The following is a 24,703-nucleotide window of genomic DNA, read 5'->3' on the forward strand; positions in this document are numbered from 1 at the left end:
GAGGTGGCCCCGTGCCGGTTCAGCCCCTGCCGGCGCTGTGCGGCGCGACCGTCCACCAGGACCTCGCGATGTGCGGCAACCTCACCGGCGCGGCGGACCATGCCGCCATCCCCCGCCCGACATGCCCGCAGGAGACATGGCCGTGAGGGGGAGGCGGACCCGGGCGCGTGCCGTCGATGCTGCGCCCGCCGACGGCCGGCGGCGCGACGGACGCCGGTGGTACTCCGGACGGCTCAGGGCGTACGTCGGCGCGGTGCGCCACAGACTGTACGAAGGTGAACTCGGCCCGGCCCCGGTCCTGCTCGCTCTCGCCGTGACCTGGATGGTCTTCCAGGGCCTCAACGACAGCTTCCTCTCGCCGCGCAACCTGTCCGTCCTGAGTGTGGACATCGTCGGGACCGGCATGGTCGCCGTCGGCATCGTCTTCGTGCTGCTGATCGGCGAGATCGACCTGTCGGTCGGCTCGCTCGCCGGCTTGGCGGGCGCCATGTTCGCCGCGCTGAACGTGAACCTTGGAATGCCGGAATGGCTCGCCGTGATCACCGCGGTGATCTGCGGTGCGGCCGCCGGGGTCGTCCACGGGTTCTTCTTCGCCAGGATCGGCGTACCCGCGTTCGTCGTCACCCTTGCCGGCCTGCTGGCCTGGAACGGCCTGACGCTCTACCTGCTGGGACCGGAGACCTCCATCAATTTCAGCGAGGAGGGACTGGTCGCCATGCTGACCAGTCGCTACTTCAGCACCACCGTCGCCTACGGCCTGGCGGCGCTCGGCACGGCCGCGTACCTCCTCGTCTCCTACCACGACCGCAGGCGCCGCAAGGCCGCCGGGATGCTGTTCCGGCCGGTGGGCGAGATCTGGGCGCGTACGGCCCTCCTCGGGGTGGTCGCGTTCGCCGCCGTCTACGTGCTGGGCCGGTTCGAAGGGCTGCCGCTGGCGCTCCTGATCTTCCTCGGAGTCATCGTCGCCTCGGACATCTTCCTGCGCCGTACGCCCTACGGCCGGCAGATCCTCGCACTGGGCGGCGATGTGGAGGCGGCCCGACGAGCCGGCGTCCGTGTGGCACGCGTGCGGATCTCGATGTTCATGGTGTCGGGGACCCTGGCCGCGGTCGGCGGTCTGTTCGTCGCGTCGCGTCTCACCTCGGCGAGCCAGGTGCCGGGCTCGGGCATGCTGCTGATCAGCGCCATCGCCGCTGCCGTCATCGGTGGCACCAGCGTGTTCGGCGGACGTGGCTCGACCTGGTCCGCCCTGCTGGGGGTGCTCATCATCCAGTCGATCGCCTCGGGCATGGCGCTGCTGAGAGTCGAGCCCTCGGTCCAGTTCATGATCACCGGTGGCGTGCTGCTCACCGCGGTGGCCTTCGACTCGTTGGCGCGGCGCGCCGCGAAGGCGCGCTGGCGGGCCTGAGGGATGCATGAGCTCGGTGGCGGGAGCCGGACAACACGCTCCGGCTCTGGGACGTCGCGAACCCGTCCGAGCCCGCTCCCATCGGTCAATCGATGAGTCCCAGCGCCAAGACGGGAAATTTCTGGCGTCAACCCCGGAGAAATGGCACGAGCATCTTCCTCGCCTTTCGTGCGGGCCTCCTTGCGGTCAGTAACGAAGCCCGGGCCTGGTTCTCCGAAGCCCAGGCCTGGTTCTCCCGTTTCCACTCTTGTGAACAGTGTTGCGTGATTCCGAACACAACTCCCGTCGCAACCGAGCAGTGGACTCCCGCCGCACGAGCAGCCTTGTTAGGCTCGGTGTCAGCCCGATCGCTGGTGCATCCCCCGTCGCCAGCGATCGGGCCCTTCCATGTCCTGCCAAGAACGCGGAAGCGCTCATTACACGCCGCGGCGCGGCCGGATTTCACCCTCCGATGGCTGCCGGAAAACATCCGCCATCAAGCATCCAATTGCGAAGGATTTTTCAAAAGGGCGGGTGCATGCGGCTCACATCAAGGAAATACACCTTTCAGGTACTGAGCCATTGATCCCTCCCGCACTCGTCAAGACCTCATGTGAGGGCCGTGCCCGGGAGTCACCGGAGGCCGGGTGAGGCCTGTCGCCGTGAGAGGGCCAGTCTGCGTCGCTCTCGGTCGATTTCGGTGACGACGACCGTGACCTCGTCGCCGACCTGGACGACGCCTTCTGGAGATTCCGAAGGCGTCCCTGTGAGCTCTCGAAGGTGGACCAGGCCCTCGACCCCGTCGGCGACCTGAACGAAGACGCCGAACGGGACGAGCTTGGTGACCTTGCCCCGCAGTGTCCGGCCCACCGCGATTCCGTCGACGAACGCCTGGAAAGGGTCCGGCTGCGATGCCCGCAGGGACAGTCTGGCCTCTCCGTTCCACGTGTCGAACTGGAGGAACTCGCAGGAAACGCGCTGTCCGACCTGAACCACGTCCGAGGCTGCTTCCAAGCGCCGCCAGGACAGTTCGGGGATCGTGATGAAGCCGACGCCGGGGAAGACCGGGTGCTCGGGGCCTTCGTCCAGGGCCACGAACACGCCGAACCGCTCGATCGCCGCGACCGTTCCGGAAAGCATCTCGCCCGGGCGAAGTGAGCTCAGGAACCTTCGCAGCTCCGCGGACTCCCAGAAAGCCTGACCGTCCGGCACTCAGGCCGTGCCGTCCGTAGCGGGGGCGTGGCGGTCGGGGGTGAGTTCGTTGACCAGGCCGCGCAGGAGGGGGCCGTACTCGGGGTGGGCGAGGGCGTGGGCCATCTGGGCCACGAGGTAGTCGGCCGGGTTGCCGGTGTCGTACCAGCGGCCCTGGATGACCTGCCCGTACACCGCCCGGTCGCGGGCGTAGGCGTTGATGGCGTCGGTCAGATAGATCTCGCCCTCGCGGTGCTCGTACCAGCGGCGGGTCTGCTCGCGCAGTTCGTCGATGATGCCGGGGGTGATGACGTAGCCGCCGATCGCCGCGTACGGGGACGGCGCGTCGGTCGGCTTCGGCTTTTCGACGAGGCCGGAGATGCGCAGCTGGCCGTCGCCGAGGTCTTCCTTGACGAGGGGCACGCCGTAGCGCTGGGAGTCGGTGGGGTCCATCGGCATCAGGGCCAGCACCGGGCAGCCGGTCTGCTCGTACGCGCGGATCAACTGCTGGGCGCGGGGGACCTCGGCCACGAACACGTCATCGGGCCACAGCACCAGCACGGGCTCGTCGCCGAAGGAGCGGGCGGCGTTCAGCACCGGCGTGCCGTTGCCGTACGGGCCGTGCTGGTCGAGGTAGGTGATGTGGCCCTTGCGGGCGAGCTCGGCCACCTCCTCCACCGCGTCCGCGTACGCCGTCTTGCCGTCTTCGCGCAGCTGGGCGACGAGGGCGGGGTTGGGGCGGAAGTGGTCCTGGATCAGGCTCTTGCCGCCGGAGACGACGATGGTGATGTCGGTGATGCCCGAGTCCACCAGCTCGCGCACGGTGTGCTCGATCACCGGCTTGTCGCCGACCGGGAGCATCTCCTTCGGGGCTGCCTTGGTCAGGGGCAGCAGACGGGAGCCCAGTCCGGCGGCGGGGATCACGGCCCTGCGGATCGTCGGGGACATGAGGTCTCTCTCGATCGAGCGGCACACCGCACCGGTCGGCACGGCACACGCCGACGCTACCAACGCACACCCTCGGCCTCGACCCCCTGCGACGCACGGATTCACCGAGACGCTCGTCTCACAGGACAAGGTGATCCAGGGACAGGGCGATCCAGGGACAGGGCGGTCTAGAGAAACAGACCGAGTGCGTCGTCCAGGGACCAGGCCTGCCAGCTCATGCCGAAGAACGCAACGGCCGAGATCAGAGCCATCATGAGGTTCTGCCCCTGCTCGGCCCAGTCGTGGATCATCAGCACGAGATAGATCAGGTTCAGTACGAGTCCGCCGGCGAGGGCGATCGGCGTGAGGAAACCGGCGATGAGACCGAGGCCGAGGGCCAGTTCCGCGTAGGCGACGACGTACGCCATCAGGCGAGGCCGCGGCCGGACCACGCGGTCGAAGCCGAGCCGCACGAAGGGCCATCGGTGCTTCTCCGCAATGCCTCCTGCCCAGGTGATGCCGCCTCCCGTGAACCATTGCTTCTTGTCCTTGTGGCGCCAGCTCTCCAGCCACCACAGGCCGAGGCCGATGCGCAGGACCGCGAACCACTCGGCACTGCTGAGCCAAACCGTCTGCATCCCTGTTCCCTCCCCGAGAATCTGATGGTTCGTCAGTTGAGCGGATGTCGTTCGAGAGCGCAAGAGGTGAAGGGGCCTCTCGCCCTTGCTGTCGAGGGAGGGGTCCCATAGCCTGAATCTGATGGACCGTCAGATGCGTGGTCAGTGAATCGGCAGGCAGCAGGGGGTAAGGCGTGGTCAGCATCGAGAGCGGCACCAAGGATCTGCCCAAGGTCATCAGCGTGGACGATCACGTGATCGAGCCCGCGCACCTCTTCGAGACGTGGCTTCCGGGCAAGTACCGCGACCAGGGGCCGAAGCCCTTCACCGCCGGTATCGGTGATCTTCAATACGTCGGAGGGAAGTACCGGTTCACCACGGACCCGAACGGCCAGATCACCGACTGGTGGAGGTACGAGGGCGAGATCTTCCCGTACAAGCGCATCATCGCGGCCGTCGGGTTCTCACGAGACGAGATGACCCTCGACGGCATTACGCGCGAGCAGATGCGGCGAGGCTGCTGGGACCCAAAGGCCCGCCTGGAGGACATGGACCTCAACCACGTCGAGGCCTCGCTCTGTTTCCCGACGTTCCCGCGGTTCTGTGGACAGACCTTCGCGGAGGCCAAGGACAAGGAGGTCGCGCTGGCGTGCGTCCGCGCCTACAACGACTGGATGGTCGAGGAGTGGTGCGGCGACAGCGAAGGGCGGCTCATCCCGCTGTGCCTGATCCCCCTGTGGGACGTTGAACTCGCGGTCGCGGAGATCAGGCGCAACGCGGCCCGGGGCGTGCGGGCGGTGACCTTCAGCGAGATTCCGACGTATCTGGGGCTCCCGTCGATCCACTCCGGCTACTGGGATCCGTTCTTCGCGGCGTGCCAGGAAACCGGGACCGTGGTCAACATGCACATCGGGTCGTCGTCGCAGATGCCCGCCGCGTCGCCGGACGCACCGCCGGCCGTCCAGGCGTCACTGAGCTTCAACAACGCCATGGCGTCGATGATGGACTTCCTCTTCTCCGGGGTGCTGGTGAAGTTCCCCCGCCTCAAACTGGCGTACAGCGAGGGGCAGATGGGCTGGATTCCGTACGCCCTGGAGCGCGCCGACGACGTGTGGGAGGAGCACCGGGCGTGGGGCGGGGTGAAGGATCTGATCCCCGAGCCGCCCTCGACGTACTACTACCGGCAGATCTTCTGCTGCTTCTTCCGCGACAAGCACGGCATCGAGGCGATCGAGACCGTGGGCGTGAACAACGCGACGTTCGAGACCGACTATCCGCACGTCGACTCGACGTGGCCGGAAACGAAGAAGGTGGCGGCGGAGCATGTGGCGGGCCTGTCCGACGACGTGACGTACAAGCTGCTGCGGGGCAATGCCATTCGGATGCTGGAACTGCCCTTTGACCAGGCGGAGTAGGCCCCGATCAGGCCGGTGCCCCGACCGGGAAGTGCCCACTCACGCCTGCGGGCGCTCGACCCAGGGGTGAGGTCTGTGGCCGTGCCCCGCCCGCCGTGCCGAGCGGGCGGAACAGGTCTGCGCCGTTGCGTCAGTCGTAGTCGTAGTCGTGGCCATGGCGGTTACGAGCGCCACCAGTTCTGCCCCTGCGGCGCTCCCTGGGAAGTGCCGTAGCCGGTTGTGCCGGGATCCGTTGTTCCGTAGCCCGTTGCGCCGGGATCCGTTGTTCCGTAACCCGGTGCGCCATAGCCCGGTGCTCCGTAGCTCGTTGCACCGTGCCCCGTTGTGCCGTACGCCGCCGTACCGTACGCCGACGCGCTCTGGTCTGTGGCGGCGTGCTCGTTCGTGCGGTGTGCCGCCATGGCGTGCTCCATGCTGCCGGACCAGGTGCGCGCCGGGGGACGTCCGACGTACTTGCCGAAGATCAGTGCCGCCGTGGTGGCGACGAGGACACCGGGCACCATCTCGTAGACGCCCGTCTCCAGCGGCCCGAGGAGCGGGTCGATGTCGTCCCACAGGAGCACGGTGAGCGCACCGGCCACCATGCCGGCCATCGCCCCGCTCGCCGTCATCCGCGGCCAGAACAGCGACAGGAGGATCACCGGGCCGAAGGCCGCGCCGAATCCCGCCCAGGCGTACGCGACGATGTCGAGCACGGCGCCGCCGCTCAGCGCGATCACATAGGCGACCAGGCCCACGGCCACCACGCTCAGACGTCCGACCAGCAGCAGCGATGTGTCGGAGGCCCGCCGGTTGAGGAACGCCCGGTAGAAGTCCTCGGCGAGGGACGTGGCCGTGACCAGCAGCTGGCTGTCCACCGTGGATTTGATCGCGGCCAGCACGGCCACCAGCAGGATTCCCGCGACCCAGGGATCGACCAGCTTTGTGGAGAGTTCGATGAACACCGTTTCCGGGTTCTCGAGCGGCTCGTCGAGCGCGGCGATCCCGGCGAGCCCGATGAGCGATGCACCCGACAGCACGACGATCACCCAGGCCACCCCCAGACGGCGGGCCCGCGGTATGTCCCGTGTGCTGCGGATACCCATGAAGCGGGTCAGGATGTGGGGCTGACCGAAGTAGCCGAGGCCCCAGGCCAAGAGCGAGATCATCGCGACGGCACCGAGCGGCTGGCCGGCCGTCCACGCGTTGTCGGCGAAGGACGCCTCGGTTCCGGGGTCGAGCAGTGCCGGAGTCTTGTCGGTGAGCCCGTCCTGCAGCGCGTCGAAGCCGCCGATGTGCCAGAGACCGATCGCGGGGAGGGCGACTGCCGCCAGGGCCATCAGCGTGCCCTGTATGGAGTGCGTGAGGCTCACGGCCCGGAAGCCGCCGAGGATGGTGTAGACGACGATCACTACGGCGAAAACGGTGAGTCCGGACTCGAAGTCGGCACCGAAGATCTCGTTGAAGAGGAGTCCCCCGGCGACCAGGCCGCTGGCCACGTACACGGTGAAGAACACGACCGTGACAAGAGCCGAGAGGATCCGGAGCACCCTGGTCCTGTCCTCGAAGCGTTCCTCGAAGTATGCCGACAGGGTCACGGCGTTACCGGCCAGCTCGGTGTACGTACGCAAGCGAGGTGCGACGAGGCGCCAGTTGAGATACGTGCCGATGATCAGGCCGACGGCGATCCAGGTGGCGCCGACGCCGGTCATGTACACGGCGCCGGGCAACCCCAGGAACAGCCAACCCGACATGTCGCTGGCTCCGGCGGACAGGGCGGCCACCGGGGCGGTGAGCCTGCGGCCGCCGACCGTGAAGTCCTCGAAAGTGGTCGTCTCCCCATGCGTCACGACCCCGATCATGACCATCGCGATCAGAAAGACCCCGAAGGTGATCATGACTGGGACGGTCAGGGTGATCATGCATTACTCCCCTGCGATGCGGCGACCAGGGGCATATGTCAAACACATACACAGGCCACCTTTCCGGACACGGAGAGGCGGAGTCTAGGGCTCCGCAGCCTACTTCGGCGAGGGCATGTCATGTCAGGGACCGTCATCGGTTCCGGATCGTGACACCTACGCGGATGCGAACGCGCGCACGACGCGCGGTGGGAAGCGGGCGGCCAGGGCCGGCGGGAGTGCCGCGGCGGGCCACAGGCCTGCCCGGCCCGGACGACGACCTCGCTTCTGTCGTCGTCCGACGGTGAACCGCAGCGGGCGCTTTGGAACCAGCCGTGCTGGTGAGGCAGTCTTTGCCGGTGTGGTGAGCCTTCCGTATCAGAGTGCGTCCAGTGACGGGGCCGCGCACATGGTGGTGTGCGGGGACGATGCCTTGGCACACCGGTTATCGGCCGAATTGCGTGGGGTGTACGGGGAGCAGGTGACGCTGGTCGTGCCGTCCGACGAGCGGACCGTGCGGCCGCCGGTCGTCGGCCGGGCCCGGGCGTCGGCGCTGCTCGACCGGGTGTCGGCGGCGGTGACCTGGGCGGCCGGCAGCAACAGCAACAGCGGGGGTGGCGAGGCCTCAGCGGGGCGGGCCGACGGTGAAGAACCCCGGCCCGAACGGGTGTTGGAGGCCGGCGAACTGACCGAGGCCGTGCTCGCCGAGGCGGATGTCGAGCGGGCGGCCGCGCTGGCACTCGTGTACGACGACGACGAGACCAACATCCGCGCCGCGCTGACCGCACGCCGTCTCAACCCCCGGCTGCGCCTGGTCATCCGGCTCTACAACCGCCGCCTGGGCCAGCACCTGGAGTCCCTCCTGGACCAGGCCTCGGCCCTCGCCATGGCCGGGACGGGAGCCGGGATCGGAGCGGGCGCAGGGTCCGGATCCGGGTCCGGGTCCGGCGACGCGTCCGACGAGTCCCGGTCGTCCGGTCTCTTCGACGCCTCCACCACTGTTCTCTCCGATGCCGACACCGCCGCGCCCGCACTGGCCGCGACCGCGGTGGCAGGGACCACCAAGGTCGTGCAGACGGAAGGGCTGATGCTGCGGGCCGCGGAACGGCCGCCCCAGAGCCCCGGACAGGCCGTCGACCCGGGCCTGTGCACCCTGGCCCTGCTCTCGGCGACGGCCAACGACCCGGCGGGCGCGGACGGTTCCGAGAGCAGCGGCGAGCACGGGCCCCAACTCCTGCCCGACGAACTCTCCGTGGCCGATGCGACCAGTCGCGGCAGCGTCGTCCTGGAAACGGTGTCGTATCCCGGTCCCACCCTCCCCACGGGCAGCGGCGTCCTGCCCACCGTGCCCTTCGGCACCCTGTTCTCCCGCCGCCTGCGCTGGTCGTTCGCCGGCCTGGTGGGCTGTGTGGTCGCGCTCGCGGTCGCCTCGATGATCACGACCGGCGACCATCCGCTGCACGCCACCTATCTGACCCTGCTCGATCTCTTCGCGATCAACGAGCCCGCGCTCGATGACCCGCTCGGCCGTCAGATTCTGCAACTCCTCTCCGGTCTCGTCGGGTTGCTGCTCCTGCCCGTGCTGCTCGCCGCCGTCCTCGAAGCCCTCGGCACCTTCCGCAACGGATCCGCGCTGCGCCGGCCGCCCCGCGGGCTCTCCGGCCACGTCGTCCTGCTCGGACTCGGCAAGATCGGTACGCGAGTCCTCACGCGCCTGCGCGAACTCGGTACCCCGGTCGTGTGCGTCGAGGCGGACCCCGAGGCACGCGGACTCGCGACCGCGCGGCGGCTGCGCGTGCCCGTCATCCTCGGCGACGTGACGCAGGAGGGCGTCCTGGAAGCCGCCAAGATCCACCGGGCGCACGCACTGCTCGCCCTGACCAGCGCGGACACCACCAACCTCGAAGCCTCGCTGTACGCCCGGACGGTGCGCCCCGATCTGCGCGTCGTCCTGCGGCTGTACGACGACGACTTCGCCACCGCCGTCTACCGCACCCTGCGCGCGGCCCACCCCTACGCGCTCACCCGCAGCCGCAGCGTCTCGCACCTGGCGGCGCCCGCCTTCGCCGGAGCGATGATGGGCCGGCAGATCCTGGGCGCGATACCCGTCGAGCGCCGCGTGCTGCTCTTCGCGGCTCTGGACGTCGCCGGGCACCCGCACCTGGACGGCCGTACGGTCGCCGAGGCGTTCCGCGCGGGTGCGTGGCGGGTCGTCGCGCTGGACACGACCGTCCCCGGTGAACGCCGGTCCGACCTCACCACCGAACCCGCGCCGGACACTCCCGAACGGCCACCTGGGCTGGTGTGGGACTTGCCTCCCAGCCGGGTACTGGGCCCCGGTGACCGGGTGGTCCTGGCCGCCACCCGCCGCGGCCTGGCGGAGCTGCTGGGGCGTCGGCGCCGGGAGCATACGGGCACGTAGAGAGGTCGGGGACGGGGGGCACTTGGTGGAGCGTCAGTAACGCTCCACCAAGTGCTCCCGCCCCGCCGGAGGTTCGTACGGCTCGGGCCAGAAGTCCGTGACCGACAGGATGCGGCCCTCACCGTCCTCCGTGAAGAACGAGATGCCGTACATCTCCTCCAGGCCCACCGTGAAGTGGACCCAGGTGACCACGTGCCCGGGCTCGGCGACTATGCGCTCGATCCGCAGGCGCCAGTCGCCGGGATACTCCCGGTTGAACTGGACGTACTTCTCCCGCCCGCGGATGCGCTCGCGCGTCTGGGACAGGGTGTAGACCACGTCCTCCGCGAGCGTGTCCGCGAAGGCCGCCCAGTCACGGGCCTCGGCCGCGGCCCAGTACCGCTCGACCGTCTTGCGCAGTTCCACTGATTGATGGGATTTGTCCGCTTCTGATGATCGCGAGTTGTCCGCTGCCGTCGGATCGGTCAGTGAAGTCATGCCGCGATGATGCCGTCCGCCACTGACAACCGGATCTGACCTGCGAAGACAGAAACCCGGTTGCCGACGGACGGCGGCGGACGGCTGCGCCCGGGAGTCGCGCGGAGAAGTTATCCACAGGCTGGGGACCTCGTCGGCACGTTGTCGTCCCGGGCGGGCAGTATGGGGCCATGACTGTGAGCAACGGGGCCATCCCGGACGACGTGACCACCCCACACGAGAGCACTCCCCCGCATCCGTACGACGAGACCATGCCGGACTGGGAGAAGCGCTTTCGGGCGCCGCGGGTGTCCCTGCCCGACTGGGCGGAGGACGCACCGCACCGCTCCCTCTTCGTGTCCAACGCGACGGGGACGTACGAGTTGTACGCGTGGGATCGCGCGACGGGCGCTCAGCGGCAGGTCACGGACCGGCCCAACGGCACGACGGACGGAGTGCTGTCTCCCGACGGCGAGTGGGTCTGGTGGTTCGACGACAAGGACGGCGACGAGTTCGGGATCTGGAGGCGCCAGCCCTTCGCGGGGGGCGACGCCTCGGCCGGCCCCGACGAGGCCGCGGCTCCCGGTCTCGCCCCGTCCTATCCCGCCGGGCTCGCGCTCGCCCGGGACGGGCGTACGGCGATCGTCGGACGGTCGACCGACGAGGACGGTACGACGCTCTTCGTCACCCGGACCGGTGAGGATCCCGTGGAGATCTACCGGCACCGGGAGTCGGCCGGCGTCGGCGATCTCTCGCACGACGGGTCGCTGATCGCGATCGAGCACACCGAGCACGGCGACGCGATGCATTCGGCGCTGCGAGTGCTGCGCATGGACGGTTCGACGGTCGCCGAGCTGGACGACACAAAGGGTGGCACGGTCGAACTGGGCCTGGAGGTGCTGGGCTTCGCTCCGGTCGACGGTGACACGCGCCTGCTCGTCGGGCACCAGCGGCGAGGGCGCTGGGAGCCGATGGTGTGGGACGTGGCGTCCGGCGAGGAGACGGACCTGGCGCTGACCGAGGAGCTGTCGGGCGACCTGAGCGCCGAGTGGTATCCGGACGGCTCCGCGCTGCTCGTCGCGCACAGCTACGAGGCGCGCAGCGAGCTGTGGCGGTACGACCTCACGTCCCGTCGGCTGGAGCGGATCCGCACGCCGAAGGGCACGGTGTCGGGGGCGACGGCCCGCCCGGACGGCACCGTGGAGTACCTGTGGTCGTCGGCGGCCGAGCCCTCGGTGATCCGCTCGACCTCGGGCCAGGTCGTCCTCGAGCCGCCCGGTATGAAGTCGCCCGGGTCGGTGCCGGTCGAGGACGTGTGGGTGACGGGTCCGGGTGGCTCCATCCACGCCCTCGTCCAGCGGCCGGAGGGAGAGGGTCCCTTCCCCACCGTCTTCGACATCCACGGCGGCCCGACCTGGCACGACAGCGACTCCTTCGCGGCGGGCCCGGCCGCGTGGGTGGACCACGGGTACATGGTGATCCGGATCAACTACCGCGGATCGACCGGATACGGGCGGGAGTGGACGGACGCGCTCAAGCACCGCGTCGGCCTGATCGAGCTGGAGGACATCGCGGCCGTCCGGGAGTGGGCGGTGACCTCCGGTGGCGCCGACCCCGACCGGCTGATCCTCACCGGCGGCTCCTGGGGCGGATATCTCACCCTCCTCGGCCTCGGCACACAGCCGGACCTGTGGTCCCTCGGCATCGCGGCGGTCCCGGTCGCGGACTACGTCACGGCGTACCACGACGAGATGGAGGCCCTGAAGGCGATGGACCGCACGCTCCTCGGCGGCACGCCGGAGGAGGTCCCGGAGCGCTTCGAGGCGTCGTCCCCGCTGACGTACGTCGACGCGGTCAAGGTCCCCGTCCACATCTCCGCCGGTGTCAACGACCCCCGCTGCCCCATCCGTCAGGTCGAGAACTACGTGACCCGGCTCGCCGCCCGCGGCGCGGTCCACGAGGTGTACCGCTATGACGCGGGGCACGGATCACTGGTCGTGGACGAGCGGATCAAGCAGGTACGGCTGGAGCTGGACTTCGCGGCCAGACACCTGGGGAAGTGACAGCGCCCAGGGCACCCCTCGGCCAAGCCCCCGGCAACGGCCCCGTACCGTGGAGGTTGTGTACCGGTTCCTGCTGACGCCCCGCTGGTGGGGGATCAACGTCTTCGTGCTGCTGGCCATCCCCTTCTGCGTCTTCATGGGGTCATGGCAGTTGGGGCGGTTCGAGGACCGCGTCGCGGATCACCGCGCGGCGAACGAGCAGGTGTCATCGAGCAAACGGGAAGCGGCCCGGCCCCTCGCCGAGCTGCTGCCCGTGGACAAGAAGACGTCGGGCAAGCAGACCACGGCGACGGGCCGCTACGGGAAGCAGTTGCTCGTGCCGGACCGGGAGCTGGACGGCAAGCGCGGCTACTACGTCGTGACGATGCTGCGTACCGACGGCGGCAAGGCGCTGCCCGTGGTCCGGGGCTGGCTGCCCGGTGACGCCGACGCAGCGAAGGCCCCGGCCGCTCCGGCCGGCGAGGTCACCGTGACGGGCGCGCTGCAGGCGTCCGAGAGCCCCGGCTCGAACGGCGTGAGCGCGGCCGGGGGTCTCCCCGCCGGCCAGACGGGCGCGATCAGCGCGGCGTCGCTGGTGAACCTCGTGCCGTACGACGTGTACGACGCCTGGGTCACGCTCACCAAGGCCGACTCGGGGATGAAGGCGGTACCCGCGACGGCACCGCAGGACACGGGCCTGGACCTGAAGGCGTTCCAGAACCTCGGCTACACCGGCGAGTGGTTCGTCTTCGCGGGCTTCGTGGTCTTCATGTGGTTCAGGCTGCTGCGCCGGGAGGTGGAGTTCGCCCGGGACACGGAACTCGGCCTTGCCGAGGAGCCGGCCGGCGAACCCACCCATGAGCCCGCCGACGAGCCCGCCGCCGCCGGTCACTGACCAGCCAACACCCCGGTCTTGTACACCGTCCCCGCACAGGCGTTGGACACGTTCGCCGAAGCCGTGGGGCCGCCGCCCTCCGCCGTGTTCGACACCACGACGCTGCCGTCCTGGACGCCACCCTCGGTCGCGAGCTGCGGGGCTGTGCCGCTGGTGCCCTCCGAGGACGTACCGCCGCTGTCGCCGCCGGTGGTCGGGGCGGTGGGCGTCGGCTGGGGCGACGAGGGGTCGTCAGGGGTGGTCGGACAGGTCTCCGACGGCACCCAGGCGAACTGCACCTGATACGCCGTCCCCGGCTGGAGGATCATCGAGGCGAGTTCCGTCGACGGGTCGGGCAGTCCGGTCGCCGCGTCGCCCGCGGTGTGCTGGACCACCTGGATCTTGGACGCGTCCGCCGCGCCCTGCGGGGCCGCGGTCACGGAGCCCGCACTGGTGACCGTGCAGCTGACGCCGGAGACGTTGGAGATCCGGAACGTGCCGTAGACGGCGCCGCCGGCGTCCGCCGAGCCGACGGTCGCCGCGTTGCTCAGCTGCGCGGCCGTACAGGCGGGCGTGTTCGCGGCCGAGGGGGTCGGCTGCACGCCGCCGGTGGCCCCGCTGCTCTCTCCCTTGCCCTTGCCGGGTGTCTCCTTCTTGTCGTCCTTGTCCTTCTCCTTGGACTTGTCCGACGTGTCACCGGAGCTGGCCTGGCCGCCGCCACCGCTCTTGCCCTGGGTCGAGCCCTGGGTATGCGTGCCGTGGCCCGCGATGGAGGGGTCGGCGTCGGATCCGGAGGAGTTCGAGACGTGCACGAGGGCCGGAATCGCCGTACCGATGAAGAGCGCGGCGGCCGCCATGCCGACGACGGCCTGGCGCTTGCGCGCCCGCCGGGCCGGCACGGCGCGCCGCAGATGCTCCAGAGTGCCGTCGGCGGGCTCGATCTCCTGCACGGACTGGTGCAGCAGTCTGCGCAGCGCCAGCTCGTCGGACTCGAGTCCGAGGCCCTCCAGGCCTGCGTTCTCCGACTTCTCCGGTCCCGGATTGTGCGGGGGGCCGTGGTTCACAGTTCCGTTCCCAGCGTGCTGGTCATGCGCGTAGTCGTGCTCGTGCTCATGGTCGTGCTCGTGCTCATGGTCGTGCTGGTGCTCGTCGCGCGTGTTGTCGCGCTCGTACTCGTTCTCGTCGCGCTCGTGCCCGCTCATGCCGGCGCCCCCATGGCGACGCGCAGGGCCGCGATGCCGCGCGAGCCGTAGGCCTTCACCGAGCCCAGCGATATGCCGAGCGTCTCGGCGACCTGGGCCTCGGTCATGTCCGCGAAGTAGCGCAGGACGAGGACCTCGCGCTGGCGGCGCTGGAGCCCCTTCATGGCTTTGATCAGGGCGTCGCGCTCCAGCTGGTCGTACGCGCCCTCCTCAGCGCTCGCCATGTCGGGCATCGGCTTCGTGAGGAGCTTCAGACCGAGGATGCGGCGCCGGAGGGCCGACCGCGAGAGATTGACGACGGTCTGGCGCAGATACGCCAGCGTCTTCTCCGGGTCGCGCACGCGCTTGCGCGCCGAGTGCACCCGGATGAAGGCCTCCTGCACGACGTCCTCGCAGGAGGCGGTGTCGTCGAGGAGGAGTGCCGCGAGGCCCAGGAGCGAGCGGTAGTGGGCGCGGTAGGTCTCGGTGAGATGGTCGACGGTGGTTCCCGCGGCCATGATGTCGTCAGCGCCCTCGCGCTGATTCGGTATGCGGGCGGGCCGCGCTGCGGGCATGGGCGCGATCACCGGCATGCCGCCGGACGCGCCGGGCATGCGGGGTCGGCGGGGCGGACGCAGGGCTGTGCCGCGCGTCGCCGTGAATTCGAGTACCTCTGCCACGCCTGTTGGACATGTATCCCCCCATCAGGGTTGTACGCGACAGGCATCACTTTTGCGTCAGACCGCACACCTGCGTCAGACAGCGCGCGCGACCGCGTGCCTGACCGTGCGTCAAATGCCGTCATGCGTACCAGCTCATCCCTTATGCCCCATGTCGCCGTGGCGTCCGAACGCCCCCTGAAGGGCGTCCGCAAAGACGCTCCCCGCCCTCCGCATGGTTGCGGAGAACGGGGAGCAAAATCGTCGAACGTCAGAGGCGTCGATTCAAGTGGTCCGGACCTGCGATCGGACCACAGAACTCACACAGATCCTACAAACGATTCAGATCGGGGCCAGAAAATTTCCCCCTTCCGGCCCACATCGCCTCAGAAAGGACCGTTTTCACACCCGGCGGCTACGCGAACTCCTCCGCCACCAACTCCGCGATCTGCGCCGTGTTCAGCGCGGCACCCTTGCGCAGGTTGTCCCCGCACACGAAGAGTTCGAGCGCCGTCGGATCGTCGAGCGCCCGCCGTACGCGCCCGACCCAGGTGGGATCCGTGCCCACCACGTCGACCGGCGTCGGGAACTCCCCCGCGGCCGGATCGTCGACGAGCACGACCCCGGGCGCCGTGGCGAGGATCTCGCGGGCCCGGTCGACGGTGACCTCACGTTCGAAGCGGGCATGGACGGTCAGCGAGTGCGTGGTGACGACGGGCACGCGGACGCAGGTGACGGCGACCCGCAGGTCCGGCAGCCCGAGGATCTTGCGGGACTCGTCCCGCACCTTCATCTCCTCCGAGGACCAGCCGTCCTCCCGCGGAGTCCCGGCCCACGGCACCACATTGAGCGCCACCGGCTCCGGGAACGGCCCGGTGTTGTCCCCCACGGCCCGGCGTACGTCACCGGGGGTGGTCCCCAGCTCCGTACCCGCGACCAGCGACAGCTGCTGCCGCAAGGTCTCCACGCCCCGGCGCCCGGCCCCGCTCACCGCCTGGTACGAGGACACCACCAGCTCGCGCAGCCCGAACTCGGCGTGCAACGCGCCCAGGGCCACGATCATGGAGAGAGTGGTGCAGTTGGGGTTGGAGACGATGCCGCGCGGCCGGACGCGGGCGGTGTGCGGATTGACCTCCGGCACGACCAGCGGCACTTCGGGGTCCATCCGGAAGACTCCGGAGTTGTCGATCACGACCACGCCCTTGGACGCGGCGATCGGTGCCCACCGCTCGGCCACTTCGTCCGGCACGTCGAACATGGCGACGTCCACGCCGTCGAAGGCGGCCTCGGTCAGGGGCACGACCTCGACCTCCTCGCCGCGCAGGGCCAGCTTGCGGCCGGCCGAGCGCGGCGAGGCGATCAGGCGGATCTCGCCCCAGATGTCCGCGCGCTGGGACAGGATCTGGAGCATGACCGTGCCGACGGCTCCGGTCGCTCCCACGACCGCGAGCGTCGGTCGTCCGGTCATCGCCCGGTGCCTCCGTAGACAACGGCCTCGTCGCTGTCGGAGTCGAGCCCGAAGGCGCTGTGCACGGCGCGGACGGCTTCGTTGACGTCGTCGGCGCGGGTGACCACGGAGATGCGGATCTCGGAGGTCGAGATCAGCTCGATGTTCACGCCCGCGTCGGACAGCGCCTCGAAGAAGCCCGCCGTGACGCCGGGGTTGGTCTTCATGCCCGCGCCGACCAGCGAGATCTTGCCGATCTGGTCGTCGTAACGCAGCGACTCGAAGCCGATCGCCGTCTTCGCCTTCTCCAGCGCGTCGATGGCCTTGCGGCCCTCGGTCTTCGGGAGCGTGAACGAGATGTCCGTCAGACCAGTGGAGGCGGCGGACACGTTCTGCACGACCATGTCGATGTTGATCTCGGCATTGGCGATGGCGCGGAAGATGACGGCGGCTTCGCCCGGCTTGTCCGGGACGCCGACGACCGTGATCTTGGCCTCGGAGGTGTCGTGAGCGACACCGGAGATGATGGCCTGCTCCACCTTCTGGTCCCCTTGCTGAATCGGCTCGTTGCTGACCCAGGTGCCCTGCAGCCCCGAGAAGGACGAGCGCACGTGGATCGGGATGTTGTAGCGGCGGGCGTACTCCACACAGCGGTGGAGCAGCACCTTGGAGCCGGAGCTGGCGAGCTCCAGCATGTCCTCGAAGGAGATCCAGTCGATCTTCCGGGCCTTCTTCACCACGCGGGGGTCGGCGGTGAAGACACCGTCGACATCCGTGTAGATCTCGCAGACGTCGGCGTCGAGGGCCGCGGCCAGCGCGACCGCCGTGGTGTCGGAACCGCCACGCCCCAGGGTGGTGATGTCCTTCTTGTCCTGGCTGACGCCCTGGAAACCGGCGACGATGGCGATGTTGCCCTCGTCGACCGATGTCCGGATCCGGCCCGGCGTGACATCGATGATCCGCGCTTTGTTGTGCACCGAGTCGGTGATCACGCCTGCCTGGCTGCCGGTGAAGCTCTGGGCCTCGTGGCCCAGGTTTTTGATCGCCATCGCCAGCAGCGCCATGGAGATCCGCTCTCCGGCGGTCAGCAGCATGTCGAACTCACGCCCGGCAGGGATCGGTGATACCTGCTCGGCGAGATCGATCAACTCATCCGTCGTGTCACCCATCGCCGACACCACGACGACCACTTGGTGGCCGTTCTTCTTGGCGTCGACGATGCGCTTGGCGACACGCTTGATGCCCTCGGCATCGGCTACGGAGGAGCCTCCGTACTTCTGCACGACAAGGCCCACGAAAGCGCTCCTCGCTCAATCCGTCTCGTACCGCACAACTGCGGTCGGCTCAGTCTAACGAGCGGCCGAATTCCACCCGAGTCATATCGCATCGTGAGATGTCCCGCTCACGACTCGATCCTCTTGATCCTCCGGCCCTTCACCGAGCCTCCTTCCGGCCCGGTGCGTCCGGCCGCTCCATGACCGCACATGCCCTCTGAGCAACGACCCACTCGCAAAGTGCGCCGAGTCACACCCGGCCCTCCGAAGCGACAATCTTCAAGTACTAGGGTTCCGCCTGTGCGCGTACTCCTGGTGGAAGACGACGAGCCGGTCGCCCAGTCGCTCCGGCGTGGCCTGATGCGATACAGCTTCGAGGTGGCGTGGGTCACCACGGGCGGGGCGGCGCTGGCCCACGAGGACGCGTACGACGTCGTACTCCTCGACCTCGGACTGCCCGACACCGACGGCCTCGACGTCTGCAAGGCACTGCGCGAGCGCGGTGATGTGCCGATCATCGTGATCAGCGCGCGCAGTGACGAGACGGACCGGGTGGTGGGCCTGGAGCTCGGCGCCGACGACTACGTCTCGAAGCCGTTCGGCGTGCGGGAGGTCATCGCACGGATACGCGCCGTGATGCGACGCATACAGCCGCGTACGGATGCGGCGGCGACACCGGCGGGCACGGGCGGCGGCCCCGACCGCTACGGGTCCCGCCTGACCATCGACCGCAAGGCGGCCCGCGTACGCCTGGACGGTGAAGAGGTGGCCCTCACCCCCAAGGAGTACGACCTCCTCTCCTTCCTCACCGAGGAGCCGGGCGCGCTGATGTCGCGCGAGCAGATCATGGAAGCGGTCTGGGACGCGAACTGGTTCGGGCCGACGAAGACGCTGGACGTCCATGTGGCGGCGCTGCGGCGGAAGTTGGCCGACGTGATCGCCATCGAGGCGGTACGCGGGGTCGGCTTCCGGCTCGTCGTCATCGAGAACGGCGGCAAGGGTGACGGCGACAGCGGCGGCAACACCTCATGATCCGTCAGCTCGTCCGCAGCTACGTCCTGCTCGTCGCCGTCGCCGTCGCCCTGTTCACCGTGCCGGTGGCCTTCACGCTCACCGACCAGCTGCGGGGTGACACCGAACTGTCCGTCGAGCGCGAGGCCAACACCATGGCGTTGCTGCTGGGCACCGAGAACGACTCCTCGTGCCAGGCCCTGCGGGAGATGGCGAGGGCGTACGGCAAGAAGACGCCCGGGGAGGTCCAGCTGACCGCCACCGACGGCTGTGTGACATCCCTGACGCCGCCGAACCGGGACGCCGCCCTGACCAAGGCCCTGGAGAAGGGCAAGCCCACGACCGACTGGGGCTCCCCCTTCATCTGGGGGCCGAACCTGGTGATCACCGTTCCCGCGCACCAGCGTGCGGCGGACGGCAAGGACGACAAGGGACCGGTCGTCGGCGCCGTACGGATCGTGTACTCGACCGGGGACATGACCAGCCGCCTGTGGAGTATCTGGGGCTTCCGGGCGATCCTCGCGGTGCTCGTGCTGGCCGTGGCGGCCGTGATCGGTGTCGGGGCGGCCCGCCGCCTGACCCGCCCCCTGCGCCAGCTCAACGACATGGCGAGCAAGTTCAGCGACGGCGACCTGACGGCCCGTTCCCCCGTGACGGGCCCCAAGGAGACCCAGACCCTGGCGCGCACGCTCAACCAGGGCGCCGAACGCCTCGACACCCTGATGTCCGCGCAGCGCATCTTCGTGGCGGACGCGTCCCACCAGCTCCGCACTCCTCTCACGGCCCTGCGGTTGTCGCTGGACAACATCGCGGACGGCGTGGACGACGAGTTCGTCAAGGAGGACGTCGAGCAGGCCACCGCGGAAGTCGTCCGGATGAGCCGCCTCGTCAACGACCTGCTGGTACTGGCCCGCGCCGAGGCCAAGGTGACGGCCGCGGAGCCGCTCCCGCTCAGGGAGGTCCTCGAAGAACGCTTCTCGGTGTGGAGGCCGGCCGCCGACGAGCGTGGCGTCACCATCACGCTCAGGGGGGTTGTCGACGGCCGGCTGTTTGTGCTGGCCAGTCCCGGTCATTTGGACCAGGTCCTGGACAACGTGCTCTCCAACGCCCTGGAGGTCTCACCGGACGGCGGAACGATCACCGTCAGGGTGCGACCCCAGGACGACCAGGTGGTGCTGTCGGTGCTGGACATGGGGCCCGGCATGTCGGAAGCCGAGAAGTCCCGCGCCTTCGACCGCTTCTGGCGCGGTCAGGGGCTCACCGGGCGCACCGGCTCCGGCCTCGGGCTCGCCGTCGTCAGACAACTGGTGTCGGACGACGGCGGCACCGTGGCCCTGCGCGACGCGCCCGGCGGCGGGCTGTGCGTGACGATCAGCCTCCGGGCGGCGCCGCAGGGCGGGCACTGACGGAGCCGCCCGGCGGGCTCGGCCCCGGCACGACGGGGGCCGGCTGCCGATCAGCCCTCGGGCATCGCCGACGAGTGGTGGTTGACGATCAGCCACTCGCCGCCGCGCTTCTCGTACTCGTACGTGTAGCGGGCCTTGACCTTGCGCTTCTCTCCGGTCTCGTGGTCGGTGAGCGTGAACTCGTACACACCGGCGTCGATGGCGGAGTTGCCGTCGAGGACGTTGACGATCGTCTGGACCTTCTTGCCGACCGGCTTGTTCTCCAGGAAGTGCTGGAAGTAGTCGACGATGCCGGCTCGGTCGCTGCGCACCTTGTTGGACACGGTGGGCAGGAGGACGGCGTCTCTCGCGTACAGGTCGGCGACCTTCTCCGCGTCGCCGGTCTGCAGGGCGCTGTTCCAGCCGTCGAAGAGTGCGGCGACCTGCGCCTTGGTGGGCTTGGCGGACTCGGCCTTGGCGTTCTGGTCGGCCATACCGACACCGACGGTCACCGTGGCGGTGGTGGCCACGGCAGCAGCGGTGACGAGAGCGGCGCGTATGCGGGTCTTGCGGGTCATCGCAACTCCAGTGTCAGCGTGGTGAGTTGCTCCCTCCGCGTCCTGTGCGGTGGAAGTGACTCCAGCCTCGCTTCACGCTGGTTAGGGGCGGTGCAGCGGACGTACAGGGGGTGTACAAGGCCGCTCCAATTCACGCTCGGCGATGGTGCGATCACGCTTCGGACTCGGCGCCCGGACCTCCCTGGACGCCCCTGGTCCGGTAGGGGAGCCTCATGTGTCGGACGCGGACGCGGACGCGGGCGATGGCGGTGACGGGGGGCGGGCGGCAGTGACGGGCGGCTTGGCAGGGACCGCACTGCTGGCGGGGATCGTGCTGCTCGGCGGGTGCGTGCAGTGGCTCACCGGGATGGGTTTCGCCCTCGTCGCCGTGCCCGCGCTCGTGCTGGTGCTCGGCCCCGCCGAAGGTGTCGTCCTGGCCAACTGCGCCGCGGGGGCCATCAGCGTCGTCGGTCTGGCCAACGGCTGGCGGAGGGTGCGGCTCAAGGCCATGGTCCCGCTGTGCGTCGCGGCCGTGTGCACCGTGCCGGCCGGGACGTGGGTCGCCCGGCGGTTGTGCGAGCCCGCGCTGCTGGCCTGCATGGGCGTGCTGGTCACCGTGGCGGTGCTGCTCGTGATGTGCGGCGCCCGCGTGGCCGCTCTGCGCGGCGGCGGAGGGGCGGTCGTCGCGGGCGGCGCCGGAGGATTCATGAACTCGGCGGCGGGTGTGGGCGGGCCCCCTGTGTCCCTCTACGCCCTCAACGCGGGTTGGTCGGTACGGGAGTTCGTCCCCAACGCCCAGTTCTACAGCGTCATCGTCAACGCCGTCTCCGTGGCGTCCAACGGTGTGCCGCGACTGTCCCCACCCCTCTGGGCACTCGCCTCGGCGGCGCTCGCCGCGGGCGCCCTGATCGGCAGGACACTCGCCGAACACGTACCGGAGAAACGAGCCCGCCTCCTCGTCCTGCTGCTCGCCCTGGCCGGGGGGTCGATCACGCTGGGGAAAGGGGTGGCCGGGCTGGCTTGACTCGAAGCCGGGGCACCAGGGACTACTGGGCCGTCCGCAGTCCCAGTGGTCCCGCGATCTCCTCTGCCATGACCTGGCCGGCCTCCTCCTCCAGGGCGTCCTCGCTGAGGTCCTGGTCGGTGTCGAGGCCGTTCAGCTCCTCCAGGGGCTGGTTCAGCCTGACATGGGCCACCAGGGACTGGAGGGCGCGGAGGGTGGCCGAGGCGGTGGAGCCCCAGTTGGAGAAGTACGAGAACTGCCACCACCAGAGGGCCTCGGTGGTGCGGCCCGCGCGGTAGTGGGCCATGCCGTGGCGGAGGTCGGTGATGACGTCGGCCAGGTCGTCGGAGATACGGGCGGGGACCCGGCCCTTGCTGGTCTCGTAGGGGTCGAAGACCTCGGAGTAGACGTCGATCGGGTCCAGGAGGCGGGCCAGGCGTTCGCGGAGTTCGTCCACGTCCGGCTCCGGGCCCAGGTCCGGCTCGTACCGTTCGTCGGGGACGATGTCCTCGTGGGCGCCCAGGCGTCCGCCCGCCAGCATCAGCTGGGAGACCTCCAGGAGCAGGAAGGGGACGGCCGAGTCCGGCTCGTCGCCCTTGGCCACCTCGGTGACGGCGACGAGGAAGCTCTCGACCTGGTCCGCGATCTGGACCGCGAAGTCACCAGGGTCTTGAGCGGTCGCGTGCAGCGTGGGGTCAGACATCTAGAAGCCGACCTTCCTCGTGAGGTACCTCGGGAACATCCACGGGAGTGCGTTCAGACATCCAGCAGCCGCCTTCCTTCGAAGGCACGGCCCAGGGTGACCTCGTCGGCGTACTCGAGGTCACCGCCGACCGGCAGTCCACTGGCCAGGCGCGTCACCTTGAGGCCCATGGGTTTGATCATGCGAGCAAGATACGTGGCCGTGGCCTCGCCCTCCAGATTCGGGTCCGTGGCCAGGATCAGTTCCGTGACGGTACCGTCCGCGAGGCGGGCCAGCAGTTCTCTGATCCGCAGGTCGTCGGGGCCGACGCCCTCGATCGGGCTGATCGCGCCGCCGAGGACGTGGTAGCGGCCCCGGAACTCACGCGTCCGCTCGATCGCGACCACGTCCTTCGGCTCCTCCACCACGCAGATCACCGCGGGATCGCGACGCTTGTCGCGGCAGATGTTGCACAGCTCCTCCTGCGCCACGTTTCCACACATGGCACAGAAGCGGACCTTGGCCTTGACCTCCATCAGGGCCTGCGCGAGCCGACGGACGTCGGTCGGCTCGGCCTGCAGGATGTGGAAGGCGATCCGCTGCGCGCTCTTGGGACCGACGCCGGGCAACCGCCCCAACTCGTCGATGAGGTCCTGGACCACGCCTTCGTACAACGGATTGCCTTCCTGTTCACACTCTCTCGGTACGTACCGTGATCGTGCTTGCTTTCTTGGTACGTACGGTAGTTGGCCCCCGGCCTTCTTAGAAGGGAACTCAGAAGGGAACGCCGGGTCGGGTCGGACGATTCAGAGGGACGAAGCCCCTGGCTCCGGCGCCGCCGCCATCAGAACGGCAGGCCGGGGATACCGCTGCCGCCGCCCAGCCCCTGGGCCAGCGGGCCGAGCTTCTGCTGCTGGAGGGCCTGCGCGTTCTCGTTCGCCGCCTGGACCGCCGCGACGACGAGGTCGGCGAGGGTTTCGGTGTCCTCGGGATCGACGGCCTTCGGATCGATCTTCAGAGCACGCAGTTCGCCGGAGCCGGTCACAGTCGCCTTCACCAGGCCGCCGCCCGCCTGGCCGTCGACCTCGGTCCGCGCAAGTTCTTCCTGCGCGTTCGCCAGGTCCTCCTGCATTTTCTGGGCCTGCTGGAGCAGCTGCTGCATATTGGGCTGGCCACCACCGGGAATCACGATCAGCTCCTGGTTCGTACGGCTGTCTGGACGGGGTTTTCCCGCCTCGGCACGAGCCTACGTGGTCCACAGCGCCGTCGCCCCACCACTCTTTCGAGTGAGGTGGGGCGTTGTTCTATACCTGACCACGGCCCACATCCGAGCGGAAAAGCCCTGAAACCAGGGCCGCCGCCACCCATTGAGAGGTAGTAAGAGTGGGGCGCGTCAGCACCCTGAGCCAGGATACCGTCACGCAACGTCACGATTAGGAGCGTCGGTGAGCCAGCCGGAGATGCAGCCCGAAGGGTCGGCCCAGGACGGTCGAGGTGACAGTCGGGGTGACGGCCGGAGAGACAGTCGGGGTGACGGCCGGAGAGACAGTCCGAGTGACGGTGGCCCGGGCGACCTGATGGGGCGGCCCTTTCCGCACGGCGACTGGGGTGAGCCGGCCGAGCGGCTCCACGAGCTGTACCGGTGGGTGGAGTCGGGGGCACTGTCCACGGTGGCCTGGTATCTCGGCGACCGGGTCTGGAAGCGGCGGGCGGCACGGGTGCTGCGGGCCGGGGCGACCGTGGGTACGGCCGTCGGGGCCGCGCTTCCGTTGCTCGACCTCACCGGGGTGGTGGGCGGGGTCGCGCCCTGGGGGTATCTGGGGCTGCTGCTCGGGGTGGCCTGTGTCGGGGTGGACCGTTTCTTCGGGGTCACGTCGGGCTGGATGCGGGATGTGGCCACGGCTCAGGCCGTACAGCGGCGGCTGCAGACGCTTCAGTTCGACTGGGCCTCGGAGTGTGTGCGGGAGGTTCTCGGGCCTACGGAGGGGACGGCCGGGGAGGCTGCCGAGCGGTGTCTTGGGGTGTTGCGGCGGTTCTCGGAGGATGTGACGGAGCTGGTGCGGGCGGAGACGGCGGAGTGGATGGTCGAGTTTCGGACCAGGTCCGCGCAGTTGGCCCTTCAGTCGGCGGGGGGTGGGGGGCCGCGGGCGGAGGCGGCGCCGCCTGGGCGGACGCCGTTGCCGCCGGGGGCGCGGCCGAACATGCCTCGGCAGCGGCCGCCTGAGCCTCGGTGACGTTTTTTTCGCCCCCGCCGCCCCTACCCGTCCCATCCTCAACCTGGGGGCTCCGCCCC

At 69.3% G+C, this 24,703-nt stretch carries 23 protein-coding genes; 10 read left to right on the forward strand and 13 right to left on the reverse strand.

What is annotated here, in order from left to right:
* Positions 1 to 11 precede the first annotated feature (11 nt).
* Positions 12 to 146 carry a hypothetical protein gene (locus FGD71_RS49690; RefSeq protein ID WP_276147146.1) on the forward strand — a complete coding sequence of 45 codons (135 nt, stop codon included), beginning with the start codon at positions 12 to 14 and terminating at the stop codon, positions 144 to 146.
* Positions 137 to 1,408, forward strand: a complete 1,272-nt coding sequence (locus FGD71_RS18575) for a sugar ABC transporter permease (protein ID WP_119101556.1) — start codon at positions 137 to 139, stop codon at positions 1,406 to 1,408. Before FGD71_RS49690 ends, FGD71_RS18575 begins: the two co-directional genes overlap by 10 nt.
* A 612-nt stretch (positions 1,409 to 2,020) precedes the next feature.
* Here the strand turns inward: FGD71_RS18575 and FGD71_RS18580 are convergent.
* From FGD71_RS18580 to FGD71_RS18590, 3 genes are all read right to left on the reverse strand, one after another.
* On the reverse strand, positions 2,021 to 2,527 hold the full coding sequence (locus tag FGD71_RS18580; protein WP_119101595.1) for a S1 RNA-binding domain-containing protein: 507 nt from the start codon (positions 2,525 to 2,527) through the stop codon (positions 2,021 to 2,023).
* Between the two features lie 72 nt (positions 2,528 to 2,599).
* Positions 2,600 to 3,526, reverse strand: a complete 927-nt coding sequence (locus tag FGD71_RS18585; RefSeq protein ID WP_119101557.1) for a UTP--glucose-1-phosphate uridylyltransferase — start codon at positions 3,524 to 3,526, stop codon at positions 2,600 to 2,602.
* A gap of 167 nt (positions 3,527 to 3,693) precedes the next feature.
* Positions 3,694 to 4,143: a DoxX family membrane protein gene (locus tag FGD71_RS18590; RefSeq protein ID WP_119101558.1), complete on the reverse strand. Its 450-nt coding sequence runs from the start codon at positions 4,141 to 4,143 to the stop codon at positions 3,694 to 3,696.
* Positions 4,144 to 4,316: 173 nt separating this feature from the next.
* Between FGD71_RS18590 and FGD71_RS18595 the strand changes: the two genes are divergently transcribed.
* Positions 4,317 to 5,537, forward strand: coding sequence for an amidohydrolase family protein (locus tag FGD71_RS18595; protein ID WP_119101559.1), 1,221 nt, complete (start codon positions 4,317 to 4,319; stop codon positions 5,535 to 5,537).
* Between the two features lie 161 nt (positions 5,538 to 5,698).
* Here FGD71_RS18595 and putP read toward each other — a convergent pair whose 3' ends face one another.
* Complete coding sequence (gene putP / locus FGD71_RS18600; RefSeq protein WP_240436652.1) at positions 5,699 to 7,438, reverse strand: sodium/proline symporter PutP; 1,740 nt, start codon at positions 7,436 to 7,438, stop codon at positions 5,699 to 5,701.
* Between the two features lie 388 nt (positions 7,439 to 7,826).
* Here putP and FGD71_RS18605 point away from each other — a divergent pair, with 388 nt between their 5' ends.
* Positions 7,827 to 9,839 carry an NAD-binding protein gene (locus FGD71_RS18605; RefSeq protein WP_119101560.1) on the forward strand — a complete coding sequence of 671 codons (2,013 nt, stop codon included), beginning with the start codon at positions 7,827 to 7,829 and terminating at the stop codon, positions 9,837 to 9,839.
* 33 nt (positions 9,840 to 9,872) lie between these two features.
* Here the strand turns inward: FGD71_RS18605 and FGD71_RS18610 are convergent, their stop codons facing one another.
* Positions 9,873 to 10,244 carry a nuclear transport factor 2 family protein gene (locus tag FGD71_RS18610; RefSeq protein WP_240436653.1) on the reverse strand — a complete coding sequence of 124 codons (372 nt, stop codon included), beginning with the start codon at positions 10,242 to 10,244 and terminating at the stop codon, positions 9,873 to 9,875.
* Between the two features lie 242 nt (positions 10,245 to 10,486).
* On the opposite strand from FGD71_RS18610, the gene FGD71_RS18615 reads away from it, so the two are divergent.
* Together FGD71_RS18615 and FGD71_RS18620 are read left to right on the forward strand one after the other, a co-directional pair.
* Positions 10,487 to 12,358, forward strand: a complete 1,872-nt coding sequence (locus FGD71_RS18615; RefSeq protein WP_181359228.1) for a S9 family peptidase — start codon at positions 10,487 to 10,489, stop codon at positions 12,356 to 12,358.
* A 58-nt stretch (positions 12,359 to 12,416) separates the two neighbouring features.
* Positions 12,417 to 13,232 carry an SURF1 family protein gene (locus FGD71_RS18620; RefSeq protein ID WP_119101562.1) on the forward strand — a complete coding sequence of 272 codons (816 nt, stop codon included), beginning with the start codon at positions 12,417 to 12,419 and terminating at the stop codon, positions 13,230 to 13,232.
* On the opposite strand, the gene FGD71_RS18625 is transcribed toward FGD71_RS18620, so the two are convergent.
* The 4 genes from FGD71_RS18625 to FGD71_RS18640 all read right to left on the reverse strand — a co-directional run bounded on the left by FGD71_RS18625 (position 13,226) and on the right by FGD71_RS18640 (position 17,793).
* The gene (locus FGD71_RS18625; protein ID WP_240436654.1) at positions 13,226 to 14,413 is read right to left on the reverse strand and encodes a hypothetical protein; all 1,188 of its coding nucleotides are present in this window, start codon (positions 14,411 to 14,413) and stop codon (positions 13,226 to 13,228) included. The genes FGD71_RS18620 and FGD71_RS18625 overlap by 7 nt on opposite strands.
* Positions 14,410 to 15,072, reverse strand: coding sequence for a SigE family RNA polymerase sigma factor (locus FGD71_RS18630; RefSeq protein WP_181359229.1), 663 nt, complete (start codon positions 15,070 to 15,072; stop codon positions 14,410 to 14,412). Before FGD71_RS18630 ends, FGD71_RS18625 begins: the two co-directional genes overlap by 4 nt.
* A gap of 394 nt (positions 15,073 to 15,466) precedes the next feature.
* Positions 15,467 to 16,519 carry an aspartate-semialdehyde dehydrogenase gene (locus FGD71_RS18635; protein WP_119101564.1) on the reverse strand — a complete coding sequence of 351 codons (1,053 nt, stop codon included), beginning with the start codon at positions 16,517 to 16,519 and terminating at the stop codon, positions 15,467 to 15,469.
* Entirely contained in the window at positions 16,516 to 17,793 is a 1,278-nt protein-coding gene (locus FGD71_RS18640; RefSeq protein WP_119101565.1) for an aspartate kinase, read from the reverse strand. Before FGD71_RS18640 ends, FGD71_RS18635 begins: the two co-directional genes overlap by 4 nt.
* A 279-nt stretch (positions 17,794 to 18,072) precedes the next feature.
* Here FGD71_RS18640 and FGD71_RS18645 point away from each other — a divergent pair, with 279 nt between their 5' ends.
* Positions 18,073 to 18,804 carry a response regulator transcription factor gene (locus FGD71_RS18645; RefSeq protein WP_181359230.1) on the forward strand — a complete coding sequence of 244 codons (732 nt, stop codon included), beginning with the start codon at positions 18,073 to 18,075 and terminating at the stop codon, positions 18,802 to 18,804.
* The gene (locus FGD71_RS18650; protein WP_119101567.1) at positions 18,801 to 20,189 is read left to right on the forward strand and encodes a sensor histidine kinase; all 1,389 of its coding nucleotides are present in this window, start codon (positions 18,801 to 18,803) and stop codon (positions 20,187 to 20,189) included. Before FGD71_RS18645 ends, FGD71_RS18650 begins: the two co-directional genes overlap by 4 nt.
* Positions 20,190 to 20,239: 50 nt before the next feature.
* Here FGD71_RS18650 and FGD71_RS18655 read toward each other — a convergent pair whose 3' ends face one another.
* A complete protein-coding gene (locus tag FGD71_RS18655; protein ID WP_119101568.1) occupies positions 20,240 to 20,746 on the reverse strand; it encodes an SgcJ/EcaC family oxidoreductase in 507 nt (168 codons plus the stop codon).
* 295 nt (positions 20,747 to 21,041) lie between these two features.
* Here FGD71_RS18655 and FGD71_RS18660 point away from each other — a divergent pair, with 295 nt between their 5' ends.
* Positions 21,042 to 21,749 (forward strand): sulfite exporter TauE/SafE family protein, encoded by a 708-nt coding sequence (locus tag FGD71_RS18660; protein ID WP_276147147.1) that lies wholly within the window; start codon positions 21,042 to 21,044, stop codon positions 21,747 to 21,749.
* Positions 21,750 to 21,771: 22 nt separating this feature from the next.
* On the opposite strand, the gene FGD71_RS18665 is transcribed toward FGD71_RS18660, so the two are convergent.
* The 3 genes from FGD71_RS18665 to FGD71_RS18675 form a co-directional block, all read right to left on the reverse strand.
* Positions 21,772 to 22,431, reverse strand: a complete 660-nt coding sequence (locus FGD71_RS18665; RefSeq protein ID WP_119101570.1) for a DUF5063 domain-containing protein — start codon at positions 22,429 to 22,431, stop codon at positions 21,772 to 21,774.
* A gap of 53 nt (positions 22,432 to 22,484) precedes the next feature.
* Positions 22,485 to 23,084, reverse strand: coding sequence for a recombination mediator RecR (gene recR, locus FGD71_RS18670; RefSeq protein ID WP_119101571.1), 600 nt, complete (start codon positions 23,082 to 23,084; stop codon positions 22,485 to 22,487).
* A 170-nt stretch (positions 23,085 to 23,254) separates the two neighbouring features.
* The gene (locus FGD71_RS18675) at positions 23,255 to 23,599 is read right to left on the reverse strand and encodes a YbaB/EbfC family nucleoid-associated protein (protein ID WP_119101572.1); all 345 of its coding nucleotides are present in this window, start codon (positions 23,597 to 23,599) and stop codon (positions 23,255 to 23,257) included.
* Positions 23,600 to 23,855: 256 nt separating this feature from the next.
* Between FGD71_RS18675 and FGD71_RS18680 the strand changes: the two genes are divergently transcribed.
* Positions 23,856 to 24,644, forward strand: coding sequence for an SLATT domain-containing protein (locus tag FGD71_RS18680; protein ID WP_119101573.1), 789 nt, complete (start codon positions 23,856 to 23,858; stop codon positions 24,642 to 24,644).
* Positions 24,645 to 24,703: the final 59 nt, after the last annotated feature.

This window comes from Streptomyces sporangiiformans, assembly GCF_005768555.2.
Lineage (GTDB): Bacteria > Actinomycetota > Actinomycetes > Streptomycetales > Streptomycetaceae > Streptomyces > Streptomyces sporangiiformans.